The sequence below is a fragment of the Sporocytophaga myxococcoides DSM 11118 genome (genome assembly GCF_000426725.1).
GTDB classification, from domain to species: domain Bacteria; phylum Bacteroidota; class Bacteroidia; order Cytophagales; family Cytophagaceae; genus Sporocytophaga; species Sporocytophaga myxococcoides.
The window spans coordinates 577141-592604 of sequence record NZ_KE384560.1 but is presented as its reverse complement, the minus strand read 5'-3'; the positions used below and the strand labels follow the sequence as shown (position 1 = coordinate 592604).

19 protein-coding genes are annotated in these 15464 nt (G+C 36.0%); 13 read left to right on the top strand and 6 right to left on the bottom strand.

All coding sequences use genetic code 11. The annotated features are described in order from the left end of the window. Positions 1-585, bottom strand: coding sequence for a sugar transferase (locus K350_RS0120720; protein ID WP_028981533.1), 585 nt, complete (start codon positions 583-585; stop codon positions 1-3). A gap of 72 nt (positions 586-657) precedes the next feature. Here K350_RS0120720 and ispE point away from each other — a divergent pair, with 72 nt between their 5' ends. After that, positions 658-1464, top strand: coding sequence for a 4-(cytidine 5'-diphospho)-2-C-methyl-D-erythritol kinase (ispE, locus tag K350_RS0120715; RefSeq protein WP_028981532.1), 807 nt, complete (start codon positions 658-660; stop codon positions 1462-1464). Between the two features lies 1 nt (position 1465). Here ispE and K350_RS0120710 read toward each other — a convergent pair whose 3' ends face one another. Further along, the gene (locus tag K350_RS0120710) at positions 1466-2539 is read right to left on the bottom strand and encodes an LptF/LptG family permease (protein WP_028981531.1); all 1074 of its coding nucleotides are present in this window, start codon (positions 2537-2539) and stop codon (positions 1466-1468) included. A gap of 11 nt (positions 2540-2550) precedes the next feature. After that, entirely contained in the window at positions 2551-3681 is a 1131-nt protein-coding gene (gene tgt / locus K350_RS0120705) for a tRNA guanosine(34) transglycosylase Tgt (RefSeq protein ID WP_028981530.1), read from the bottom strand. 66 nt (positions 3682-3747) lie between these two features. Here tgt and K350_RS29745 point away from each other — a divergent pair, with 66 nt between their 5' ends. From K350_RS29745 to rsmG, 3 genes are read left to right on the top strand one after another with little or no spacing between them, the layout of a single operon-like run. Continuing rightward, positions 3748-4848: a glycosyltransferase gene (locus K350_RS29745; protein ID WP_037576512.1), complete on the top strand. Its 1101-nt coding sequence runs from the start codon at positions 3748-3750 to the stop codon at positions 4846-4848. Continuing rightward, complete coding sequence (locus K350_RS0120695; RefSeq protein WP_028981529.1) at positions 4839-5450, top strand: RNA polymerase sigma factor; 612 nt, start codon at positions 4839-4841, stop codon at positions 5448-5450. Before K350_RS29745 ends, K350_RS0120695 begins: the two co-directional genes overlap by 10 nt. 3 nt (positions 5451-5453) lie before the next feature. Then, entirely contained in the window at positions 5454-6083 is a 630-nt protein-coding gene (gene rsmG / locus K350_RS0120690; RefSeq protein WP_028981528.1) for a 16S rRNA (guanine(527)-N(7))-methyltransferase RsmG, read from the top strand. A gap of 29 nt (positions 6084-6112) precedes the next feature. Here rsmG and ahcY read toward each other — a convergent pair whose 3' ends face one another. Together ahcY and K350_RS0120680 are read right to left on the bottom strand one after the other, a co-directional pair. Continuing rightward, entirely contained in the window at positions 6113-7420 is a 1308-nt protein-coding gene (gene ahcY / locus K350_RS0120685; protein ID WP_028981527.1) for an adenosylhomocysteinase, read from the bottom strand. 90 nt (positions 7421-7510) lie between these two features. Beyond that, the gene (locus K350_RS0120680; protein ID WP_028981526.1) at positions 7511-8281 is read right to left on the bottom strand and encodes a biotin--[acetyl-CoA-carboxylase] ligase; all 771 of its coding nucleotides are present in this window, start codon (positions 8279-8281) and stop codon (positions 7511-7513) included. A 54-nt stretch (positions 8282-8335) separates the two neighbouring features. Here K350_RS0120680 and rsfS point away from each other — a divergent pair, with 54 nt between their 5' ends. The 9 genes from rsfS to K350_RS0120635 all read left to right on the top strand — a co-directional run bounded on the left by rsfS (position 8336) and on the right by K350_RS0120635 (position 15016). Next, positions 8336-8704, top strand: a complete 369-nt coding sequence (gene rsfS, locus K350_RS32915; RefSeq protein WP_028981525.1) for a ribosome silencing factor — start codon at positions 8336-8338, stop codon at positions 8702-8704. Positions 8705-8728: 24 nt separating this feature from the next. Next, on the top strand, positions 8729-10834 hold the full coding sequence (ftsH, locus tag K350_RS0120670) for an ATP-dependent zinc metalloprotease FtsH (RefSeq protein ID WP_028981524.1): 2106 nt from the start codon (positions 8729-8731) through the stop codon (positions 10832-10834). Continuing rightward, complete coding sequence (locus K350_RS0120665; protein WP_028981523.1) at positions 10834-11463, top strand: LUD domain-containing protein; 630 nt, start codon at positions 10834-10836, stop codon at positions 11461-11463. Before ftsH ends, K350_RS0120665 begins: the two co-directional genes overlap by 1 nt. After that, positions 11447-12217 (top strand): UDP-2,3-diacylglucosamine diphosphatase, encoded by a 771-nt coding sequence (locus tag K350_RS0120660; protein WP_028981522.1) that lies wholly within the window; start codon positions 11447-11449, stop codon positions 12215-12217. Before K350_RS0120665 ends, K350_RS0120660 begins: the two co-directional genes overlap by 17 nt. Continuing rightward, positions 12180-13028, top strand: a complete 849-nt coding sequence (locus K350_RS0120655; protein WP_051313424.1) for a hypothetical protein — start codon at positions 12180-12182, stop codon at positions 13026-13028. The genes K350_RS0120660 and K350_RS0120655 overlap by 38 nt, the downstream gene beginning before the upstream one ends. Before the next feature lie 96 nt (positions 13029-13124). Further along, entirely contained in the window at positions 13125-13589 is a 465-nt protein-coding gene (locus K350_RS0120650; RefSeq protein WP_156027120.1) for a hypothetical protein, read from the top strand. A gap of 5 nt (positions 13590-13594) precedes the next feature. After that, positions 13595-13837, top strand: a complete 243-nt coding sequence (locus K350_RS0120645; protein ID WP_028981519.1) for a hypothetical protein — start codon at positions 13595-13597, stop codon at positions 13835-13837. An 18-nt stretch (positions 13838-13855) separates the two neighbouring features. Next, positions 13856-14116: a hypothetical protein gene (locus K350_RS0120640; RefSeq protein WP_156027119.1), complete on the top strand. Its 261-nt coding sequence runs from the start codon at positions 13856-13858 to the stop codon at positions 14114-14116. A 189-nt stretch (positions 14117-14305) separates the two neighbouring features. After that, a complete protein-coding gene (locus K350_RS0120635) occupies positions 14306-15016 on the top strand; it encodes a hypothetical protein (RefSeq protein ID WP_028981517.1) in 711 nt (236 codons plus the stop codon). Positions 15017-15038: 22 nt separating this feature from the next. Here the strand turns inward: K350_RS0120635 and ruvX are convergent, their stop codons facing one another. After that, positions 15039-15455: a Holliday junction resolvase RuvX gene (ruvX, locus tag K350_RS0120630; protein WP_028981516.1), complete on the bottom strand. Its 417-nt coding sequence runs from the start codon at positions 15453-15455 to the stop codon at positions 15039-15041. Positions 15456-15464: the final 9 nt, after the last annotated feature.

Genomic DNA, 15464 nt, shown 5'->3' with positions numbered 1-15464 from the left:
TTAATTCCCTTTAAACTTTTCAACCAACTCTCCTGAAGCAGTGTTTACCCCATGTCCGGAAATAATTCTTCCAATGGTTAAATAGGTAATTTTTACATCCAGTAAGAAGGAGCAATTATTAACATAAAAAATATCCAATTCAAATTTTCTTTTCCAGTCAATGGCATTTCTTCCATTTACCTGAGCCCACCCTGTAATTCCAGGTTTTACATTGTGGCGTCTCGCTTGATCTTCATTATACAGCGGTAGGTATTCCATCAACAGGGGACGCGGACCAATAAGGCTCATATCGCCTTTTAGTACATTTATCAATTGCGGCAACTCATCAAGACTGGTCCGTCTTAAGATTTTACCAATAAATGTCAGATCCGGAATTTCTTCATTGGCAATATTATGTCTTGTTCTGAATTTAATGATTTTAAATGACCGGCCTTTATAGCCAGCACGATTTTGAAGATAAAATATTGGACCGGTATTAAAAACCGAAATCAAAGCTGAAATTAACAAAAACAAGGGCAAAAAAAACACTAGCGCCAAAAAAGAAAAGGTCACATCAAATACAGGTTTTAGAATCCTTTGATACATTGTTGTTTTTGGGTCTAAAGAATTTTAAGCGTTTTTTCTATTTTTGTTTCAAAAATAGCTTCTATTTAATTAATGATTGCTTTTCCTAATGCCAAAATTAATCTTGGCTTAAATATAGTTTCCAGAAGACCTGATGGTTTTCACAACCTTGAAACATGTTTTTATCCTGTAAAAATTTTTGATTCCCTTGAAATACTTCATTCAGATCAGTTTGAGTTTACTCATTCTGGCATAGAAAGTTCTTCCGGGGAAGACAATCTGGTAATCAAGGCGTACAGGGTAATGCAAAAGAAATATGGTATTGGTCAGGTAAAGATTCACCTTCATAAGGCTATTCCAATGGGCGCCGGTTTAGGTGGAGGTTCTTCAGATGCTGCTTTTGCTGTCAAGCTTTTCAACGAATTATTTAAACTTGACCTTTCTACCGCTGAAATGGAAGATATAGTGGCACCAATTGGCAGTGACTGTCCGTTCTTTGTGAATAATAGAGCAGTAATAGGAAAAGAAAAAGGAAATGTATTTTCTCCTGTGAATCTGTCTTTAGATGGTTATTTTGGATTATTGATATTCCCCCCCTTTGGAGTTTCCACAAAAGAAGCATACAGTAAAGTTAAACCTAAAGCCCCTCTTTATCCGGTAAATGAAGTTATACAAGGTGACATTTTACAATGGAAAGAGAAGTTGCATAACGATTTTGAAGATTCGGTTTTTGAGATTTATCCTATGCTTAATGATATAAAGGAAAAGCTGTATTCCTCAGGAGCTATATATGCTTGTATGAGCGGAAGCGGATCTACAATGTTCGGAATATTTACCGATAAAGAACACCTTCACAATATATCATTATCAGGATGCACTAGCTTTTCCTTTTCTTTTTGAATTACCTGGGTAGCGTTTTATACATTATTAAACCTATCGAAGCAAACACTAAATTCGGAAGCCACGCTGCCAGTAATGGACTAAGAGTTCCAGCATTTGCTATACTTCGGCTCATAATCACAAATATGATGTAGATAAAAGCAAGTAAGAACCCGAACGCAATCTGAAAGCCTGCTCCTTCTCTCGTTTTTCTGGCTGAAACAACCACTCCAATAACGGTAAGAATAATGATCGCGAAAGGATATGTATACCGTTCATACATCTCGATTTCATAAACTGCTACGCTTTCAACACCCTTTTCCCTCAGCTCCTTTATATATGCTTTCAGTTCTGGCAGTGTAAAGGTCTCATGAAGCAAATAGGTACTTTCAAAATCTTTAGGATAAAGGTTTATAGTAGTATCTGTACGTGTCCCAAAACTGATGGATTCCTTGCCGTCTACAAACTTTCTGATCATGTAATTTTCCAGTTCCCATTTTTTCTTATCAGGCAACCATGTAATCCTCATCGCTTTCAGTTTGCTTTTCAAATTTTTTCCGTCAATTGATTCTAGAGTAAACTGATATCCGGTACTGATTTGGTTGTTATAACTTTCCATGTAGACATAGGTCTCCGGAGCTATCTTGAGATGTACATTTCTGCCTTCATAAAAAAACTGATCTTTTACATATACATTTTCAAAAGCGACTCGTTCCTTATTGGCTTTGGGCAAAAGCCATCCTATTAGGATAAATATGAAAACCGCAATCATGCTAGCCCCCATAATGTATGGCAACAACATCCTTCTAAAGCTGATTCCTCCGTTCAGAATTGCAATAATTTCGGTATGAGAGGCCATCTTTGCTGTTACGAATACCGTGGCAATAAATACAGTAATCGGGCTTAGCATATTTGCTATGTATGGAGCAAAATTTAAATAATACTTCATTACCAAGCGAAACGGTGCATGACTATTAATAAAGTCATCGTTTTTCTCAGTAAAATCAATCACACAAATAATCGCCACTAAAAGTATTACTGTAAAAAAGAAAGCACTCAAAAATTTCTTTAAGATATATCTGTCTATAATTTTCACTTTAAATCAGTTTATAGTCTAGTCATTATTTTTTTTACGGTAATGTCTTTCCAATCTGAAAATGTTCCCTCCTCAATTTTGGTCCTGGCCTCATTCATCAACCAAAGGTAAAAAGTAAGGTTCTGTAAAGTTGCGATCTGGGCACCTAAAATTTCTTTTGAAGCAACCAGGTGTCTGAGATAAGCTTTTGTATAATAATTTTTCAAGAATGAAGGCAGTCCAGGATCAATTTCGGAAAAGTCCCTTTTCCATTTCTCATTTTTGATATTTATAATTCCTTCCGTTGTAAAAATCATCCCATTTCTGGCATTTCTGGTTGGCATCACACAGTCGAACATATCAATTCCCAAAGCTATAGACTCCAGCAAATTTGCAGGAGTTCCAACTCCCATAAGGTACCTCGGTTTTTCCCATGGAAGAACAGAGCAAACAATCTCTGTCATTTCATACATAATTTCAGCAGGCTCGCCCACAGACAATCCACCTATTGCATTTCCTTCCCGATTAAATGAAGCGATTTTCTCAGCGGAAGCCAATCTCAGATCCTTGAAACAACTACCTTGAACGATAGGAAATAAAGTCTGATTATAGCCATAATTAGGTTCTGTAGAGTCAAATCTATCGCAACATCTTTTAAGCCAACGATGAGTCATTTCCATAGACTTCCTTGCATACTTGTACTCACATGGATAAGGTGTACATTCATCAAATGCCATGATAATATCTGCACCAATGGTTCTTTGAATATCCATTACATTTTCCGGTGTAAAGGTATGTTTACTACCGTCTATGTGAGAAGCAAATGTTACCCCTTCTTCTTTAATTTTTCTGGTTCCCGATAATGAATATACCTGGTATCCGCCACTATCCGTTAAAATAGGTCTATTCCAACCGTTGAATTTATGAATACCTCCAGCCTGAGACAACACATCTAATCCTGGACGCAAATACAAATGATATGTATTTCCTAATATGATCTGTGCGTTAATATCGCTTTCCAGTTCTCTTTGGTGGATACTTTTAACTGTTCCGGCAGTTCCCACAGGCATAAAAATAGGAGTTTTGATTTCACCGTGGTCTGTTTGAATTGTCCCCGTCCTTGCCTTACTTTTTTTGTCTGTTGATTGTATTTTAAATACCATTCTTGCTAATTCAATTCCACAAAAATATCGTAATTCTTATTAATTTTAATTTTTAATTTTCTGCTGATGGGGATTCTTACTGTTTTATTTATAATATCCGCAATCATTCAGGCTGTTTATGTACTTTTTGTATATGCCCGGCTTTGGTTTTATTCAGAAAATACAAAGTCAGGAGAGACGGTTAAAGTCAGTGTAATTGTCTGTGCCAGAAATGCCAAAGAGAACTTAGCCCAACTTATCCCTAGTCTTTTAAAGCAAAAACATCCCGATTTTGAAATAATTCTGGTTAATGATCGGTCAGAAGATGATACTCAGGAATATATCGAAAAACATTTTTTGCAAGATTCAAAGTTCAGATTTATAAATGTAGATTCATTACCTGCTGATTGGAATGGGAAAAAATATGCTTTAAAACAAGGAATTAATGTTGCCAAGGGTGAAATCATACTTCTTACAGATGCTGATTGCCTCCCTGCTTCAGAATTCTGGATTAAATCAATAACGGAAAATTTTACTTCAGAGACTTCATTGGTTCTTGGTTATTCTCCTTATTCAAAAGAAAATACTTTTTTGAATAAAATAATACGCTATGAAACCGTTTATACTGCAATGCAATACTTCTCCCTGTCATTAGCCGGGATGACATACATGGGAGTTGGCAGAAACCTTGCTTACCGCAAACATACACTTCTAGAATCAAAGTCCCTGGACAAATATCGGAGTGTGCAAGGAGGCGATGATGACCTTACCGTTCAAGAAATTTCAAAGTATTCACAAACAGCAATCGTAACTAAAAAATGTAGTCAGACTATTTCCATACCAAAAAACACTTACAAACAATGGTTTAAACAGAAACTTCGGCATCTGTCCGTGGGAAAACTTTATACCCCAAAAAGTAAACTAATTTTAGGGATATTCGTAATGGCCAATCTGGGATTTTATGCTAGCTTTTTGTTGTTGGTTTATCTTGAAAGTATTCATCAAATTATTATAATTGTATTTATTTTGAGAACTTTGTTGATAATTTCTAATTTTGTGTTGATAACTCGAAAGCTAAAAGATTCCTTAGCATGGTATTGGTTCCCCATTTTAGATTTCTTTTATTATCTAAATTATCTTTTGGTTGGCATATCTGCCTTATTTTCAAGAAAAATTAAATGGATTTAAGTAATAAGCAATTTTCAGAAAAGGCTAAAAAAGATTTTCAACTTATAGAGCTGGCCAAAGAGCACGGAGATGAAAAAGCCTACGCAGAATTAATGCAAAGGTATAAAAAGCCTGTTTACCATATGATTCTCAAAATGGTAAGAAATGTTGACGACGCCGAAGATCTTACCATTGAAGCATTTGCCAAAGCTTTTAAAAATCTGAAAAAATTCAATCCTGAGTTTACATTCAGTACGTGGCTTTTCCGGATTGCTACTAATAACTGTATCGATTTTATCCGAAAGAAAAAGCTTGATACATTTAGTATCAGCAATACTTTCAAAGATGACAATGGGGACAATGTCGACATTGACATAAAAGATGCCAGTCTAAATCCTCAGGAAGAGGCGATCAAATCTGAGAAAGTTGAAATCATTCAGACAATAGTAACAAAACTACCTCCAAAGTATCAGGTACTAGTAAAGCTGAGATATTTCAATGAGCTTTCTTATGAAGAAATTGCAGCCGAAATAGATGCCCCTCTAGGAACTGTGAAAGCTCAACTTCACAGAGCAAGAGAACTGCTCTATGACCTGGTTAAAAACAGAAAAGACGCTATTTAGACTTTGGATTTAATCAAAAAATACTTTCCTGAATTATCTCCGGATCAAATTGCCAAATTTGAAAAGTTAGGAGATTTATATAAAGAATGGAATCAAAAGATCAATGTTATTTCACGTAAAGACATTGATCTTTTGTATGAACGTCATATCCTTCATTCTTTGGCAATAGCCAAAGTCATTCAATTTAAACCTCAGACAACTATTCTTGATATTGGTACTGGTGGAGGATTTCCAGGAATACCGTTAGCTATATACTTTCCTGAAACCGACTTTTTACTAGTAGACTCTATTGGAAAAAAGATAAAAGTGGTGGAAGAAGTAAGCTCTGGAGCAGGTTTGTCTAATGTTAAAGCAAGACAAGCGAGGGCAGAACAAGTTCATGAAAAATTTGACTTTGTAGTTAGTCGGGCTGTCACGACCCTGGATGAAATCGGGAAATGGTCAAAAGGAAAATACTTAAAAGGTGGATTTAATGATCTTGATAATGGTCTTCTTTACCTGAAAGGCGGAGATCTTACTGAAGAGTTGAAAAATATAAAATCCTTTCAGATTACTGATATAAGGAAATACTTTGAAGAAGAATTTTTCGATACAAAAAAAGTAGTCTATGTGCCTGCTACAGGATGGAAATAAAAAAAGCCCCGATTCGGGGCTTTTTCATTTTAGTATCTGTAAGAATCAGATTTAAACGGACCTTCAACCGCAACGCCAATATATTTAGCCTGATCGGAAGAAAGGACATCCAGTTCAACACCGATTTTTGCAAGGTGAAGACTAGCAACTTTTTCATCCAGGTGCTTAGGCAAAGTATAAACTTTGTTTTCATACTTTGATGCATTCTGCCACAGCTCAAGCTGAGCCAGAGTTTGGTTGGTGAAAGAGTTAGACATTACAAAAGATGGGTGCCCTGTTGCACAACCAAGATTTACAAGTCTTCCTTCTGCCAGCACAATAACGTCTTTACCTTTTATAGTATATTTATCAACCTGAGGTTTAATGGTATCTTTTGTAGAACCATAGTTTTTGTTTAACCATGCCATGTCGATTTCATTGTCAAAATGGCCGATGTTACAAACAATAGCCTTGTCCTTCATTGACTCGAAATGTCTTCCAACAATGATATCTTTATTTCCTGTTGCAGTAACTACAATATCAGCTCTTTTTACTGCATCATCCATTTTCTTTACTTCGAAACCATCCATAGCTGCCTGAAGAGCGCAGATTGGATCTATTTCAGTAACAATAACTCTTGCTCCTGCGCCTCTTAAAGACAGCGCGGATCCTTTTCCAACATCACCATAACCAGCGACAACTGCAACTTTACCAGCCATCATGATATCTGTTGCTCTTCTGATAGAGTCTACCAGAGACTCTTTACAGCCATACTTATTGTCGAATTTGGATTTTGTTACAGAATCATTGATGTTTATAGCTGGAAGAGGAAGTGTTCCTTTTTTCACACGCTCGTGCAATCTCAATACTCCAGTTGTAGTTTCTTCAGAAATACCTCTGATATCTTTAACTAATTCAGGGTATCTGTCTAAAACCATATTAGTCAAATCACCTCCATCATCAAGGATCATATTAAGAGGTTTTCTTTCTTCACCAAAGAACAGTGTTTGCTCAATACACCAGTCAAACTCCTCCTCGTTCATGCCCTTCCAAGCATATACAGATATTCCTGCAGCAGCAATTGCAGCAGCAGCATGATCCTGAGTAGAAAAAATGTTGCAAGATGACCAGGTAACTTCTGCACCTAATTCGATAAGTGTTTCAATGAGGACAGCAGTTTGAATTGTCATGTGAAGACAGCCTGCAATTCTGGCGCCTTTCAAAGGTTTAGAAGGACCAAACTCTTTTCTTACAGACATTAAACCCGGCATCTCAGCTTCCGCTAGTTCTATTTCTTTTCTCCCCCATTCGGCCAGGGAAAAGTCTTTAACTTTGTATTTGATATACGTCTCAACCATTTGATAGCAATAATTTAAATTAAGTTTAGATTTATTTTTTTCTCTTTAGCAAATATACCCAGTTAGCTTCTTAAATTCAATGAAAGGGCATCATTTGTCTATAAAATTCAGAAATTCAACCTCTTTAAACTGAAATGAGTGTATATTTTCATTCTCTTTGATTAAAAGCTGACCAATTCCATCTACCCCAATTATCATTCCCTTTAATACATTTTCTTTTGTCTTATAAAAACCGGTTTCACCACGCTTGTATAAATTCTCAATATATCTGCTTTTTAAATTCTCGATTCTTCCAGTTCTCAATTGAAGGTAATTTCTTTCCAGAATCACTAAAAATTCGTTTAATAAGATATTTCTATCAAATTCCTTTTCTAGAGCCCTAGCTAATGAAGTAGCCTTGCCTTCTGAAAATTCAATCTGATTGATATTGATGCCGATTCCTACTACTGAAGTTTCAATCTTAGAAGATTTAATAAAATTTTGTATTAAAATTCCGCAAATTTTCTTATCCTCAAAAAAAATATCGTTGGGCCATTTCACCTTGATCTTTTTTCCAAGATAAGTTGTTAAAAACTCAGATACAGAAAGTGAAATTGTAATATTCAGCTGAAACTGCTCTGTGGGAGAAAGAAAAGAAGGTTTTAAAATGATTGAGAACATCAGATTTTTTCCTTCTTGAGATTCCCAAGAATTACCCCTTTGCCCCTTTCCTGCTGTTTGGAAATTTGCAATGATCGTAGTTCCTTCCGTAATATTCGGACTTTGAACCATTTCTGCAGCGATGTCATTGGTTGAATGACAAGATGGCAGATAAATCAAAGGTTTTCCGATAAAAAGCGTGTTGGCTGTAATATTGTACAAGGTATTTCTATATTTGTAGATGAACTAAGAATCAAAATTAATTTTATTTTAAGAGTGAAAGAAAAAATAGTTAAAGAAAAAGAAGATCTGAAAGACCTGATAGTATCAGGAATGAAGGAAAAAAAGGCTACTAATATAACAATAATAGATTTAAAAAGTATTAAGAATGCGGTGGCAGATTATTTTATTATCTGTACAGGTGGTTCGGATACACAAATTGATGCAATTGCAGACTCAATAGAAGAAGAAGTTTATAAAGGAATAGCTCAAAATCCATGGCGCAAGGAGGGTAAAACCAACAAAGAGTGGATACTTCTGGATTATGTTCAGGTGGTAGCACACGTTTTTAAGCGCGACAGAAGGCAGTTTTATGGACTTGAAGAACTTTGGGGAGACGCTAAAATCATTAATATTGAAGATTAATTAAATTTTTTTATAATAAGCAAGATGACTGATAATAAATCCAAGAAGAAGATCATTCCAAAATCACCACAAAAGCCAAATTATCAGATATGGGTTATAATTATCCTCCTGTTGCTGGTATTCGGCATTACCTACTTTAACAAAAACAATTCTGTCATTGAAATTGACAAGAAGAAGTTTGAAGACATGTACCTGAGCCATGACGTAAAAAAGGTAGTGGTTGTAAACGGAAAATATGTAGAGGTATATCTTAAAGATACCGCTCTTGAGAATGAAAAGTATAAAGATAAATTCGCTCAGAGGGGACCATTCGCCCTTACACAGGGCCCACATTTTCAATTTCAGATAAGTTCTGCTGAAAAGTTTGAGGAAGATCTGGATAAACTTTCAAGCAAGGTTCCTAAAGACCAAAGAGCTGCTTTTGAGGTTGACAATGAAAGATCTGATTTTTCGACTTTCCTTGTAAACTGGGGCTTACTATTCCTTATTCTACTAGGCTTCTGGTTCCTTATGAGAAGAATGACCTCAGGTGGTCCTGGGGGTCAGATTTTCAATATTGGAAAATCAAAAGCGGCATTATTTGATGCAGAAAATAAAGTTAAAATCACATTCGCTGATGTAGCTGGTCTGGAAGAAGGTAAAGAAGAAGTAAAAGAAATTGTAGACTTCCTTAAGAATCCTACCAAATTCACTAAACTTGGAGGAAAAATTCCTAAAGGAGCACTCCTTATAGGCCCTCCAGGTACAGGTAAAACTTTGCTTGCTAAAGCAGTGGCAGGAGAAGCGGGTGTACCATTCTTCTCTCTTTCAGGTTCTGACTTCGTAGAAATGTTTGTCGGAGTTGGTGCTGCAAGGGTTCGTGACTTGTTCAAACAGGCTAAAGAAAAAGCTCCTTGTATCATTTTTATAGATGAGATAGATGCTATAGGACGTTCAAGAGGTAGAGGACAGATTCCAGGAGCTAATGATGAAAGAGAAAATACTCTTAACTCTCTTCTTGTGGAAATGGATGGATTTTCTACAGATTCCGGAGTAATCATACTAGCAGCAACAAACAGACCTGATGTTCTTGACTCTGCTCTCTTAAGACCAGGACGTTTTGACAGACAAATAAGCATTGACAAACCAGACATTGTAGGAAGGGAACAAATTTTCAATGTTCATTTAAAACCATTGAAACTGTCTAAAGAACTTGATGCTAAAAAGCTGGCAGCTCAGACTCCCGGATTTGCAGGAGCAGAAATAGCAAACGTGTGTAACGAAGCCGCTTTAATTGCCGCAAGAAAAGATAAGCAGGAAATTGACATGAATGATTTTCAGGATGCAATCGACCGTGTCATAGGTGGTCTTGAAAAGAAAAACAAAATCATTTCCCCTGAAGAAAAAAAGATCGTTGCATACCATGAGGCAGGACACGCAGTTGCTGGCTGGTTCCTGGAACATGCAGATCCTTTGGTAAAAGTAAGTATCGTTCCAAGAGGTATAGCTGCCCTTGGTTATGCTCAATACCTGCCAAAAGAGCAGTTCCTTTATACAACAGAGCAGTTGTTTGACGAAATGTGCATGACACTTGGAGGAAGAGCTGCAGAAGAAATTGTTTTCAATAAAATATCTACCGGTGCATTAAGTGACCTTGAAAGAATCACTAAAATGGCATACAGCATGGTAACCATGTACGGTATGAATAATAAAATCGGAAATATTTCATTCTACGATTCAAAACAAAGCGAATACTCTTTTAACAAACCATATTCAGAAGCTACTGCTGAAACGATTGACCAGGAAGTAAGGACAATTATTCAGGAAGCATACGATAGAACAAAACAACTTCTTTCGGATAAGAGAAATGAGCTTGAGTTAATTGCTCAGGAACTTCTTAAAAGAGAAATTATTTTCCAGACTGATCTGGAGGTGTTAATCGGAAAAAGACCATTTGAAAGAGAAACAACTTATCAGGCGTATACAAATAGAAAAGTATCTGGCGATGGTAATGTTGATTTGAATACAAATGCCTTGAAAAATCTTGAAGATGAACACAAAGCAAAGATTTCAGAGCAGGAAAAAAAGAAGGAATCAGAATCTCAGTCTCCTGAGAAGGTAAAACAAGAAGGAGATCAACCGAATAATTAATGGGATTCAATTTATTAAAAGACAAAATTTTTAATAAAATCAGGAGTGCGAGTTCTACCGTTCAGGGAGCAGCTCGCACTCCTGACTTTTCCTCCCCTATTTATGGCATAGATAAATCCGATGATCTGGGCGTATCATTTGCAGAAAAATTCACGCAGACTGGTGGAACTTTCATATACTGTGAATCAATTGTTCATTTTCAGAATGCATTTGTCAAATTTGTAAAGCAGAAAAAAAACTGTACTTCTTATAGTGCGGAGACGCTTATAAGTGAAATGGCAGGAGATTTTGGAATAAAATGCCAAAGTCAAATCGATAAACTTTCAGATAACAACCTCTTTATTTCCAGCTGCGAATCTCTATTAGCAGATTCAGGGAGTATAATAGTTTCTTCCAATCAACAACAAATTCAATCTCCGCTTTACTTTCACGCCAACATACATATCATCATCGCATTTGTTGATCAGATCTTACTTTCACGCAATGCTGGAATCAGACATCTGGAAGAAAAGTATCAGAAAAATTCACCATCTTTGGTCTCTATATTAACAGGATCAAAATCTTCTTCAAATGCAGAGCAACGACCAAAAGAAGTTGTTTTGTTTTTAATTGATGAAACAGATAATTAATTCGCTTTCCCCAGGAAAAAAAATATTTTTCGCTTCTGACTTCCATCTCGGTGTCCCGACAGCAGAGGGAAGTCTTCTTCGAGAAAAGAAAATTGTAGCTTGGTTGGAATCTATCAGAAATGAAGCTCAGGCAATTTATTTGCTTGGTGACCTATTTGATTTCTGGTTTGAATACAAACATGCAATTCCAAAAGGATTTATCCGTCTACAGGGCAAACTCGCAGAATTATCAGATGCTGGTATTCCTATTTATATTTTTACAGGAAACCATGATATGTGGATATTTAATTACTTCACTGAAGAATTAAATATTCCAGTTTACAGAAATCCTATAGAGCTAACTATTGCAGGCAAAGAATTTCTTATAGGACATGGAGATGCATTAGGACCAGGTGAGAGAACCTTTAAATTACTCAGAAAATTCTTTCATAACCCAATATGTCAATTTCTTTTTAGCTGGATTCATCCTGATATTGGTATAGGACTTGCAAACTATTTCTCCAAAAGCAGCAGAAACAAAACCCGTAAACATGGAGAGGAATTTCTCGGTGATAAAGAATTTCTTTACCAATATTGTATTGAACAGGAAAATCTGAAACACAGGGACTATTATATTTTTGGTCATAGACATCTCAAACTAGAGATGAAAGTGGGGGCAAATTCCGTTTATATGAATATTGGAGATTGGATTAATTATTATACCTATGCAGAATTTGATGGAAATAAACTTGAGCTTAAAGAATTCCGGAATTAAATTCCTTATTTCATCAATCTTGGTATTTGTTTCTTTTCAAAATTCATTCTCGCAGGAAAACGATTTTAAGTTTTTAAAATCTGTAAAAATCAACAGTCCTGTAAAAAAAGTCTCGATCGATACTTATTTCAATTTTTATACAACTGACGCCAATGGCAATGTCAGCAAATTTGATTCAGAGGGTAATTTTCTATTAACTTTTTCTCCCCAGAAAAAAAGCAATGTTACTCTGCTGGAAGCATGGAGAAATGTGAACATTTTCGTCTTTTACAGAAATTTTCAGCAATTTCTTTTTTTAAACAGATTCCTCACGCCATCTCCCAACACAGATCTGAATAAAGAGCTTGTAGGCTTTGCCAGAATTGCGGCACCTTCCTCTGACAATAATTTGTGGCTGGTGGATGAAACGGACTTTTCACTAAAAAAATATAATCTGACTTTTCATAAACTTGATATAAGAAATCCCCTTGAACTTATTCTGAACCCCCAGAATTATGATCTGACCTTTTTAAGGGAGTACCAAAATTTGCTGTTTATAAATGACAAAAACTCAGGCATTCTAATATTTGACAATATGGGTAATCTCAAAGAAAGGATCCAAGTTCAAGGATTAGATTATTTCAGCTTCCTAAAAAACAATCTTTACTATATTAAAGACAACAAACTTGTTATTCTTGACCTTTACACTAAAAATGCAAGAGAAATAGAACTTCCGGCTCAAAAGATTTACAGTTTTGCTCTGTTAAGCGAACAAAAGGCTTTCCTTTTCGATCAGGAATCGGTTGACATTTTTTCTTTTTCACTTCCCTAGAGACATCTATTAACTACCTAATAACCAAAGCACAAGATTTTAGCAAAAAACATTTCCTAGGAATCACAACTTAATTTTATAAAAAGGAGGTATGTGATGAGAAGGATATTTTATAGCATGGTAATTTTTTCCCTGGTATTAGGATCATGCAGCACCAAAGGCAGGTCAAGAGGCAGATCCTATATGAATACTAAAGGTGTAAATAAGGGAAATATCACAGCTAGTTCGTCAACGAAAAAGCAACAAGATGCAGAAGAAAGCAATGTTGACTCAGATGGATATGCATACAGCTTTTCCAGGACTAGAATAAATTTTCAGGGAGCTTCCGGAATGGGTATGGGAGGAAGTTATGCCTCTACCTTTTTCGCTGGTGAAGACAAGAAAATTGCTGCAGAGAAGAAACATCCTTCAAAGCCATTGCCAACAGTCAAAAAATCTTATAATGACACTACTGCATATATACAACAAAGTTATCCCGAGACAGACTCTGCATATAGCAGCAGCAATAAAGACGCGGATACCAGTTCTTATAAGCAGGAGTGGCAGCAATATAACTGGTAAAAATTATGAAAAAGATTTTAATAGCTCTTTCATTGACAATAGTAATTTTCGGGGTTGGTTGTAAAAGTCAGACTAATAGCGAAAGTTATAGCATCAATACTGAGCGGGAATTGCCTGAAGGCGCATCCCAAAACACTGAATATAATTATAACAGCGCGAGTCCCGAAGCCGAAAACGGTCCTGTAGAAGGACAACAGGGGGCACACGGTACCAATGCATGGTTTTTCAATGGGAGAACTAAAGAATAAAATCAAAATAGCAATGCGATGAAAAGGATTTTCAAATCGGGATTGTTAATGATGGCTTTGGGTATAATGTTTTCTTGTGGCAGAGAATATGAAACTGTCGATGCCGCATTTAAAGACACGATAACAGTAAATGATGTGCCCAACAAAGAGCTTCAGGAGAAAGATCCCGCAAATCTTGTAGACACAAAACCAGCTGCTCGTGGAGCAGCTGAGTCTGACACAAAGAAAGCCGACGCTCAGGCTAGCGAAAGCAAGAGTGATAGTAATGACAAAAAATAAATGGTTAAACTATTCTGGTATTTGATTCGATTCAACATCCAGAATAGTTTTAAAACATTATTTTATCTTATAGGTAGTTTTTATACAAATGAATTCCTCTTCTAATTATAGAGATTTATTGAATAAATTGGTTTACAGACATTTTTAAAGCAAATTGTAATGCATCTAACTATTTAAAAGTACGTTAATATGATGGTGAGAAATAGCATTTTGGTTTTGATTTTAGCACTCCTTGCCTCATTATTTAACAACCTGTATTCAGGAACAGGACTGCAGACAAAAAATGAGGTCAGAAAGGAATATAAAAAAGCAGACTATATTTCTAAATATGATAGCCTCAAGAAAGAATTCGGGCAAAACAAAATATTGCCTCAAGGTTATGAATTGCAGGCATTAATAGCTCTATCACATTTCCCAGAACTGAAAGGAGTGAAAATCAAATTTGTCATGAAGCCAGCATATATTCCTCTCACCTCACAGCCAAATCTCTGGACAATTTTGAGGAAAACCGATCAAAGAGAATATTTGGTAATTATCAGTAGTCAGAGCAGTCCGATCATGGAGAATATTATCCTCAAAAGTTTGTCATTTAATGCTCAGATAGGAGTCATTGGTCACGAACTCGCTCACACAGCTTTTTACATCAATAAAAGTGGGGAAGAATTAGCATCTGTTGCGCTGGATTATATATTTCCTAATACAAGATCCCAATTTGAAAAAGATACCGACCGCCGGACTATTAGACATGGTTTAGGTTGGCAACTTTATGAGTATGCAGCTTATGTGAGAAGCCTTCCCGAAATGGAAGGTGATAGTGACTGGATTGACCAGTATTACATGAGCCCTAAAAGAATTCTGGATTACATGGCATTACTACCAGAGTACTCTCTTCACCAATAAATCTCCCAGCTTAATAATTTTGTTATCTCCTTTGCTGCTCAAGGAAAGATTGCAGAATAATCGTAGCGCTGATCTTATCTATATTGCCTTTCTCTCTTCTGTCCTTCTTTTTCATTCCTCCGGCAATCATAGCATCTAAGGCCATGGAGCTCGTAAATCTTTCATCCACAAAGTGAATAGGAATTGAAGGCAGCGCCTTGATCAGTTTCTCCGAAAAGGCCTTAACATATTTTGCATTTTCAGAGTCATTATTATTTAAAGTTTTGGGCATACCAACTACGAAGGTTTCAACATCCTCTTTGTTGCAATATGCTTTTAAAAAATCCAGAATCTTCGATTCGTCAATTGTATCAAGTGCTGTTGCTATAATTTGTAATGGATCCGTTACAGCTAATCCCACACGCTTTCTTCCATAATCAATAGCTAAAATTCTACCCATATTTTAAAT

What these genes read in the sequence shown, in the direction of transcription:
- K350_RS0120720 (WP_028981533.1), bottom strand. Translation starts at nt 585, where the DNA reads ATGTATCAAAGGATTCTAAAACCTGTATTTGATGTGACCTTTTCTTTT.
- K350_RS0120695 (WP_028981529.1), top strand. Translation starts at nt 4,839, where the DNA reads ATGGATTTAAGTAATAAGCAATTTTCAGAAAAGGCTAAAAAAGATTTT.
- tgt (WP_028981530.1), bottom strand. Translation starts at nt 3,681, where the DNA reads ATGGTATTTAAAATACAATCAACAGACAAAAAAAGTAAGGCAAGGACG.
- K350_RS29745 (WP_037576512.1), top strand. Translation starts at nt 3,748, where the DNA reads ATGGGGATTCTTACTGTTTTATTTATAATATCCGCAATCATTCAGGCT.
- K350_RS0120660 (WP_028981522.1), top strand. Translation starts at nt 11,447, where the DNA reads ATGAAACAGATAATTAATTCGCTTTCCCCAGGAAAAAAAATATTTTTC.
- ruvX (WP_028981516.1), bottom strand. Translation starts at nt 15,455, where the DNA reads ATGGGTAGAATTTTAGCTATTGATTATGGAAGAAAGCGTGTGGGATTA.
- K350_RS0120635 (WP_028981517.1), top strand. Translation starts at nt 14,306, where the DNA reads ATGATGGTGAGAAATAGCATTTTGGTTTTGATTTTAGCACTCCTTGCC.
- ahcY (WP_028981527.1), bottom strand. Translation starts at nt 7,420, where the DNA reads ATGGTTGAGACGTATATCAAATACAAAGTTAAAGACTTTTCCCTGGCC.
- K350_RS0120645 (WP_028981519.1), top strand. Translation starts at nt 13,595, where the DNA reads ATGAAAAAGATTTTAATAGCTCTTTCATTGACAATAGTAATTTTCGGG.
- K350_RS0120650 (WP_156027120.1), top strand. Translation starts at nt 13,125, where the DNA reads ATGAGAAGGATATTTTATAGCATGGTAATTTTTTCCCTGGTATTAGGA.
- K350_RS0120665 (WP_028981523.1), top strand. Translation starts at nt 10,834, where the DNA reads ATGGGATTCAATTTATTAAAAGACAAAATTTTTAATAAAATCAGGAGT.
- ispE (WP_028981532.1), top strand. Translation starts at nt 658, where the DNA reads ATGATTGCTTTTCCTAATGCCAAAATTAATCTTGGCTTAAATATAGTT.
- K350_RS0120640 (WP_156027119.1), top strand. Translation starts at nt 13,856, where the DNA reads ATGAAAAGGATTTTCAAATCGGGATTGTTAATGATGGCTTTGGGTATA.
- ftsH (WP_028981524.1), top strand. Translation starts at nt 8,729, where the DNA reads ATGACTGATAATAAATCCAAGAAGAAGATCATTCCAAAATCACCACAA.
- K350_RS0120655 (WP_051313424.1), top strand. Translation starts at nt 12,180, where the DNA reads ATGGAAATAAACTTGAGCTTAAAGAATTCCGGAATTAAATTCCTTATT.